8 protein-coding genes are annotated in these 7,507 nt (G+C 67.0%); 4 read left to right on the top strand and 4 right to left on the bottom strand.

Annotated elements, in window-relative coordinates; all coding sequences use genetic code 11:
* Window positions 1–8 precede the first annotated feature (8 nt).
* From disA to MJ785_RS18930, 4 genes are all read right to left on the bottom strand, one after another.
* Window positions 9–1,088: a DNA integrity scanning diadenylate cyclase DisA gene (gene disA, locus MJ785_RS18915; protein ID WP_239311230.1), complete on the bottom strand. Its 1,080-nt coding sequence runs from the start codon at window positions 1,086–1,088 to the stop codon at window positions 9–11.
* Between the two features lie 126 nt (window positions 1,089–1,214).
* Window positions 1,215–2,660 (bottom strand): DNA repair protein RadA, encoded by a 1,446-nt coding sequence (gene radA / locus MJ785_RS18920; RefSeq protein WP_239348183.1) that lies wholly within the window; start codon window positions 2,658–2,660, stop codon window positions 1,215–1,217.
* A gap of 170 nt (window positions 2,661–2,830) precedes the next feature.
* A complete protein-coding gene (locus MJ785_RS18925; protein WP_239382080.1) occupies window positions 2,831–3,448 on the bottom strand; it encodes a hypothetical protein in 618 nt (205 codons plus the stop codon).
* 240 nt (window positions 3,449–3,688) lie between these two features.
* On the bottom strand, window positions 3,689–4,519 hold the full coding sequence (locus MJ785_RS18930; RefSeq protein WP_239382082.1) for a hypothetical protein: 831 nt from the start codon (window positions 4,517–4,519) through the stop codon (window positions 3,689–3,691).
* 418 nt (window positions 4,520–4,937) lie between these two features.
* Between MJ785_RS18930 and MJ785_RS18935 the strand changes: the two genes are divergently transcribed.
* From MJ785_RS18935 to MJ785_RS18950, 4 genes are all read left to right on the top strand, one after another.
* A complete protein-coding gene (locus tag MJ785_RS18935) occupies window positions 4,938–5,420 on the top strand; it encodes a CarD family transcriptional regulator (RefSeq protein WP_239311227.1) in 483 nt (160 codons plus the stop codon).
* A gap of 58 nt (window positions 5,421–5,478) precedes the next feature.
* The gene (gene ispD / locus MJ785_RS18940; RefSeq protein WP_239311226.1) at window positions 5,479–6,162 is read left to right on the top strand and encodes a 2-C-methyl-D-erythritol 4-phosphate cytidylyltransferase; all 684 of its coding nucleotides are present in this window, start codon (window positions 5,479–5,481) and stop codon (window positions 6,160–6,162) included.
* 227 nt (window positions 6,163–6,389) lie between these two features.
* Window positions 6,390–6,872, top strand: coding sequence for a 2-C-methyl-D-erythritol 2,4-cyclodiphosphate synthase (gene ispF, locus MJ785_RS18945; protein WP_239311238.1), 483 nt, complete (start codon window positions 6,390–6,392; stop codon window positions 6,870–6,872).
* Window positions 6,873–6,983: 111 nt separating this feature from the next.
* A complete protein-coding gene (locus tag MJ785_RS18950) occupies window positions 6,984–7,379 on the top strand; it encodes a PPOX class F420-dependent oxidoreductase (protein ID WP_239311225.1) in 396 nt (131 codons plus the stop codon).
* Window positions 7,380–7,507 lie beyond the last annotated feature (128 nt).

Here is a 7,507-nt window from a genome sequence, read left to right on the forward strand (position 1 = left end):
ATTTGGGGTTAGACGTAGCGTTCGAGGATGCTGGACTCGGCGAGCCTGGACAGCCCCTCACGAACGGCTCTGGCGCGCGCGGCGCCGATACCCTCGACGGTCTGCAGGTCGTCCACGCCGGCCGCAAGCAGTTTCTGCAGGGTGCCGAAGTGGTCGACGAGCCGGTCCACGACCGTCCGGGGCAGTCGTGGCACCTTGGCCAGCATCCGATACCCGCGGGGACTGATCTGGCCGTCGAGTACATCCGCGCCCCCAGGGAAGCCGAGCGCGCGGGCGAGCACGGTCAGATCCAACAAATCGGTCGGTGACATCGCGGAGAGCCGGGCGAGAATCTCGGCGGCGGTGCCCACCTTGCCTCCGGAGGGCAGATAATCGCGGACGGTGAGTTCCCGTTCGGTTTCCACCCCTGCCATCAGCTCCTCGAGCTGGAGGGACAGCAGCCGGCCGTCGGTACCGAGTTCGACGACGTAACCTTCGATCTCGTCGGCGATCCGCCGAACCATTTCCAGGCGTTGGCTGACGGATATCGCGTCGCGGACGGTGACGAGATCTTCGATTTCCAGGGCGGACAGCGTGCCGGCAACCTCGTCCAGCCGCATCTTGTAGCGTTCCAGAGTCGCCAGCGCCTGGTTGGCCCGGGACAGGATGGCGGCTGAGTCATCGAGGACGTAGCGCCGGCTGGCCACGTACAGCGCGATGATCCGCATCGACTGGCTGACCGAGATCACCGGATACCCGCTCTGCTTGGCCACCCGTTCGGCCGTGCGGTGCCGGGTACCGGACTCCTCGGTGAAGATGGTCGGGTCAGGCACCAGGTGCACGGCTGCCCGTACGATTCGTTGCAGGTCCGACGACAGGACGATCGCGCCGTCCATCTTCGCGAGCTCGCGCAACCGGGTGGCGGAGAACTCGACGTCGAGCTCGAAGCCACCGGTACAGATGCCCTCGACCGCCTTGTCGTGCCCAAGAACGATCAGGCCGCCGGTATGGCCGCGGAGGATGCGCTCAAGCCCATCCCGGAATGGGGTTCCTGGGGCGACAGCGGCCAGTGTCGCCCGGAAGGTGTCATCCCCGGGTGGTCCTGCCATCTGGCTCCCTCGGTATCTCGGCGTTCCGCCGTGGTGATGGTATCGGGCGGGCTGCTTTGCCATGCCGTTCCCATGGCATTGTAGTTGAATATGATTTTGTAGTTAAATTTTTGGTCACTGTGATTTTCATTTATTATCACCATACATATGCTGTATTGCGCTGTTCAGGTCGCACACTTCGATCGTTGTCATGCCCTCGGGCGCCGGACCCGCGTCCGGGGGGACGAGGGCCCATCGGAAACCGAGCCGGGACGCGGCCGTCAGACGCCGGCGGACCGCGCCCACCGACCGGACCTCGCCGGCCAGGCCCACCTCGCCGACAGCGATGAGGTTCGCGGGAATGGGGCGGTCCTCAACGCTGCTGATCGTGGCCAGCGCGACGGCGAGATCGGCGGCCGGCTCGGCTAGCCGGACCCCACCGACGGTAGCCGCGTACACGTCCGATCTGCCAAGTTGGAGCCGGCCACGGCGCTCAACGACAGCGAGTATCATTGCCACTCTGGCCGAGTCCAGCCCGGAAACGGCCCGTCGCGGCACTGCCGCCGTGCAGCTTGCCACCAGCGTCTGTACCTCAGCAACCAGCGGACGGCGGCCTTCGACCGTGACCGTCACGCAGGTGCCGGCGACGCCGTCCACGGGTCCGCCGTCATGCCAGCGGGACAGGAACAGCCCGCTCGGATCCGCGATGCCGCGGATACCACCGTCGCCCATCTCGAAGCAGCCGACCTCGTCGGAGGGGCCGAAACGGTTCTTGCTCGCCCGGACCAGGCGTAGTGACGAATGCCGCTCGCCTTCGAAGTGCAAAACGACATCAACCAGGTGTTCCAGCAGCCGCGGTCCGGCGACCGCGCCATCCTTGGTCACGTGGCCGACGATCACACATGCCATGTTCAGCGCCTTTGCCGCGCGGATCAGTGCCGCGGTGACCTCGCGGACCTGTGTGACCCCGCCGGCTGCCCCCTCAGCGGTGGCGGTGGTGATGGTCTGTACCGAGTCGACCACCAAAAGTTCGGGACGAACTTCGTCGACGTGGGTGAGCAGAGCCTCCAGGTCGGTCTCCGCGGCGACCCACAGATCGGGGTGTACCGCTCCCGTCCGCCCGGCGCGCAGCCGGACCTGAGCCGTTGACTCCTCACCGGTGACCACGAGCGCCCGAGCGCCCGATGCGGCACTGCGCGCCGCGACCTCAAGCAGCAACGTGGACTTACCGACACCCGGCTCCCCGGCCAGCAGGACGACTGCTCCGGGAACGAGGCCGCCACCGAGTACTCGATCGAGTTCGGTGACCCCGGTGGGCCGGCTGCGAGCCGTCGTGATGTCAACCGCGGACATGGGGCAGGCAGGGGCCGTGATCGTCGCGGTCGACCGGGCGAGGCCACGCCCGCCCGACCGGTGGGTTGAGCGGACCGCGGGAGCCTGGGCCTCGATCGTCCCCCAGGTGTTGCAGCGTGGGCACCGGCCTGCCCATTTGACCGACTCCGTACCGCACCCACTGCACCGGAAACCGCCCGATGCCGCTCGGGAGGACGTGCCCGATGCGTTCGGACGGGGAACGGGAGGCCGGGATGACATGGCCCGCACCGTATCGGGACGGTCCGACAACCACCATGGGGCAGTTGCCGAGCGGCCCTGTCAGGCTGCCGACGATGTCAGTCGGCCGACGTCAGCCGGACCGGCATCGCCGGCAGTGACCGAACAGCGCTGGCCGGTGGCCGATCGCGTGTTCTCCGGCTGCCGGACGATCAGCCGGTGGCGCCGGCCGGGTGCGTCGTGCCGGCGGTCGGGCTACTGGTCGCGGAAGCGGGAACGGAAGCGGTCGGACTGCTGGTCACCGATCGCGCGGACGGCGTCGGGAGCGATGTCGCTGGCGGTGCGGACGCTCCCGGAGCGGGTGGTTCCACCGGGACGGCGAGGGTGATGCTGCCGGCCTTGGCAAAGGTGAACGTGACCGCGATCGCCTGCCCGACGAGCAGGTCGCGGTTCAGCCCGGTCAGCGTGGGAGCATTACCGTCGGCGATATAGATGTTGCTACCGCCTGGTTCGAGGATGGCTCTCTTCGGGGCTTGGCCGCCGGTCGCCGCCGGCGACGCGACCTGAACGATCTGGTCCTCCTCGGCTCCGCCGTTGAAGAACGCGGACACGACCTGGGCCTTCTCGCCTGAGGCCGCTGGTCCGGCCACGTAGACATTACGCAATGAGATGGTGCCGATGGCACCGGAGACGGTGTTCGTCGTCGTGCGCGCCTGCGCCGTCACCGCGTCATTACCTGCCGCACACGATGTAAGTGCGACCGTGCCGATCAGCGATGCGGCGGCGAACAGCGAGATGGTCGCGGTACGCACACCCGGACGGTGGCTCACGGCTCGGCTGCTCCTCCGTGCGGTACCGACGGTCATCTTGTCGGCACTGATTGACCCTGCCGCCGGACTGGCGGACGGCTTGTGGCTGGCTCCACCCGAAGACTCACATACCCGACGGGTTCGACCGCGGAGCACAGCCTAGTGCAGCGGCGGCGGCACGAGCCCGGACTCTGCGCGTGGCGGCCGGTGGTCCGTGATAATGATCACCTGGTGCCGCTCGGTCGGCGGAGCGGTGCTCGGTCAGCGGAGCGGAAGGGCTCCGAGCCAGCCCTCCAGGCGGTCGCCGGGAGCGAAGACGCGAGGTGGCTGTACCAGCCGGCCGTCCGCGGCGACAAGGAGCAGCGTCGGCTGTTGGGGATCCGCACCGACCAGGCGGGCAAGGGATCCGTCCGGGTCGCCGAAGCCGAGGGCCCGCCCGCCCGCGGCCTCGGGCGCACGGGTGAGCTCGTTCAGAGCTGGGCTGTCCGCTCCCGGGGCGAGCAGATAGGTCGGCACCGGGTTGCCCTCATGGGCTTGGCCCACGATGTCGTGGACGGCTTTCGCGCAGTCGCAGGCCGTTGGCAGCAGCACGATCAGCGCCGGTCGAAGATCGGAAGCGATGCGCGACCCGTGCGCGGCGCGGAGCGTGATGTCGGGCAGCACGCTCCCGACGGTGCCCAGCTGCGCGGTTGTGGTCGCGAGCGGGAGCGGGCGGGCGGGCGCGGGCGGGCGCGGATGAGCGAGGACGAGCGGCACCATGGCGCCGAGCGCGCTGATGATTATGAGAAGTACCGCGATGATCACACTTGGGGCGGGGCGTGACCGGTGAGCCGGTCGGTCGGCCGGTGCGGGGCGCAGGCCTGGAAGAATCTTGCTGATGAGCTCCCGGCGCCGCAGCGACTGTAGTTCGGCGTGGTAGGCGGCGACGTCGTCGGCCAGCTCGCTGATGTCGTCCGGGATGTGGATGTCGTCCGGGATGTCGTCCGGGACGTCGTCACGGTGCCCGTTCCGGGGGCGGGAATGATGGTCGTCACGGCCGGGCCCGTTGCCCTCGTCGTCCCCGGAGGCGGGCGGCGGCGGTGTGAGGTGCACCTGTCCATCGTGGCCGATGGACGGCCCATCTGCCGGGTGGTATAGGAAGACTAGTGACCAAAGGTCGCGCGATCGTGGTTCCTTCCGCGTGGACGAAGGTCCGAGCGAGCTTGGGTGAAGTCATGGATCGGGCGTGCTGGAACGGCAGCCGTACGCCACGAGAGCACGGCGCTGCCGGCGGTCCACGTAGGTCATCGGTGTCATGGGGGTAGCGAGAGGCACAGTAAGGACATCGGGGTAGGCTGCCCGCGTCGGCGGCCTTTGCCTGTTTCGCCTGGTCCGGAGCGTCGCGGACCCCTTGGCGGCACGTCACCGAGGCGCCTAGGCGGGCCAGCCGCGGCCTGCCTTACAAGCATGCGTCTGACCTGGGTCGATGCATGCGTGTTACTCTGGTGAAGGCGGAAGGGGCACTTGACACATGGCGTTCCAAGTCGGCGAGACCGTTGTTTACCCACATCATGGTGCTGCTCTCATCGACGCGATTGAAACACGCGTCATCAAGGGCGAGGAAAGGCTCTATCTCGTACTCAAGGTTGCTCAGGGTGACCTGACTGTGCGCGTCCCAGCGGACAACGTTGCGATGGTCGGCGTCCGTGACGTGGTCGGTCAGGACGGTCTCGAGCGCGTATTCGAGGTTCTACGGGCTCCGCACACCGAGGAGCCAACCAACTGGTCACGGCGGTACAAGGCAAATCTTGAAAAGCTCGCGTCCGGCGATGTGAACAAGGTTGCTGAGGTGGTTCGCGACCTCTGGCGTCGTGATCGCGAAAGGGGGCTGTCCGCAGGTGAGAAGCGCATGCTGAGCAAAGCGCGACAAATCTTGGTCAGTGAGCTCGCGCTCGCGGAAGGCACAAATGAGGACAAAGCCGAGGCCATGCTCGACGAGGTCTTGGCAGGTTAGCCGGCGGCAGGTAACGCGGATATCCAGACGTCCCCAGTCCTTTTGACACGTAATGCGTATGTCTGACCGTGTAGCCGCGGTCGTTCCGGCAGCCGGCCGCGGCGAACGTCTTGGTGGTGCCATACCCAAGGCGCTTCGTGGCTTGGCCGGTCGTACCCTCGTGCAGCATGCGGTTGATTCACTGCTGTCCGCGACCTTGGTGAACCAGGTGGTCGTCGCCGCTCCGGCCACGGAGCTGGAAACATTTGTCGCCCTGCTCGGGCCTGACGTACATGTGATTGCCGGTGGCGCGGAGCGCATCGATTCCGTGCGGGCAGCCATCTCCGTTCTTGATGAGACGGTGGGGGTGGTCCTGGTGCACGACGCGGCTCGTCCATTGACGCCCCCCGCGCTTGTTGATGCGGTCGCCGCCGCGGTGCTGAGTGGGGCGCCAGCGGTGATCCCCGTACTCGCGATAAACGATACGATCAAGCAGGTTGATGGAGCGGGCCGGGTTGCGCGGACGCTTCCGCGTGATGTTCTGCGCGCTGTGCAGACACCACAGGGATTCCGTAGGGATGTGCTGGACGAGGCCTATCGGTTCGGCGGGACAGCGGACGGGGTGGCGATTACGGACGATGCGGGGCTGGTTGAGGCGCTCGGCGTCCCCGTGACAACTGTTCCCGGTGCTCAGGAGGCTTTCAAAGTGACCCGACCGGTCGATCTGCTTTTTGCCGAGGCGCTGCTTGCGCGTCGTGGCTAGACCCTCGGGCCGCTGGGCGCACGGAAAGAGACGTAATCGTTTGATTTTTGGCCGACTGATCCCCGCGGTTCCGGGCGCGCGAAAAAAATCATAGTTGTATGCCCCGGGGGTTCTGGCCGGATTCGGGGTTCCGTACCGCCCGACCAGCGTGGCGCTGCCTGCCGGTGCGCAGCCGCGGCCAGCGCGTCGCACGAGGGTGCCGATAGTGTTCCTGTGAGGTGAGGAAGTTGTCGCTGGCCGGACTTCCCCGAGTGGGTGTCGGCGTGGACGTCCACCCGTTCGCGGCCGGCCGCCCGTGCTGGGTGGCGGGTATTTTCTGGCCGGACGAAACCGGCCTTGCCGGGCATTCGGATGGTGATGTCGCGGCGCACGCGTCCTGTGACGCGTTGCTGACCGCGTCCGGACTCGGCGATCTAGGTTCGATCTTCGGCACCGGCCGGCCGGAATGGGCCGGGGCGGCAGGGGTCACCCTGCTCACCGAAACGGCGAGGTTGCTGGCTGAGGCGGGCTGGACGATCGGGAACGTCGCCGTGCAGATTGTGGGGAACCGGCCCCGGATGGCCGCACGGCGCGCCGAGGCCGAGGAAACCCTGACGGCCGCGGTCGGCGCGCCGGTGAGCCTGTCCGCAACCACCACTGACGGTCTTGGGCTTACTGGGCGCGGTGAAGGCCTCGCGGCGATCGCCACCGCATTGGTTGCCCGCGGCTGATCAGCGCGTATCCCATCCACATGGTTGATCATGCCTGGTTGGCATGAGAGCTGCTGACTGCCACCGCGAATGAGAGGCTGAGAACGCGACGGGACCCGGCGGAGGAGCTTGATGTCGCTATATCTACCCGAAAAGGTAAAGGATCTTGCGGATGCCGCGATCTACGTGACGCTCGCAACGATCCGTCCCGACGGGTCTCCGCGGATGACAGTGCTGTGGGTCGCACGCGATGGCGATGACCTGTTGTTGTCCACGGTCCGGGGCCGCGCCAAGGAGCGTGATATCGCGCGAGATCCGCGGGTGGGGATCATGTTTCTCGACCAGCGGGATCCCTACGGATACGTCGAGATCCGCGGCCGGGCAACCCTGACCGAAGAGGGCGGCCGCGAGCTTATCGACGCTCTCGCGGTGAAATACACCGGTGACGAGACCTATCAGTGGGACGGGCCGGACGCGGTCCGGGTGGTCATTCGCGTGACCCCTGAGCGGCTGCTCACCACCGGGTGAGACTTCCACGTCGAGACGCCGGGAGCTTCGGCTCCCGTGGTGGTCCATGCTGCTCCGTGCTGCTCCGCAGTGGATCGCTTGTGTGTTGATGTGTCGTTTGTCACAAATTGTTTTGGGCTGCGTATGGA

The sequence above is a fragment of the Protofrankia sp. CiT1 genome (genome assembly GCF_917627335.1).
In the GTDB taxonomy this organism is placed as follows: Bacteria; Actinomycetota; Actinomycetes; order Frankiales; family Frankiaceae; genus Protofrankia.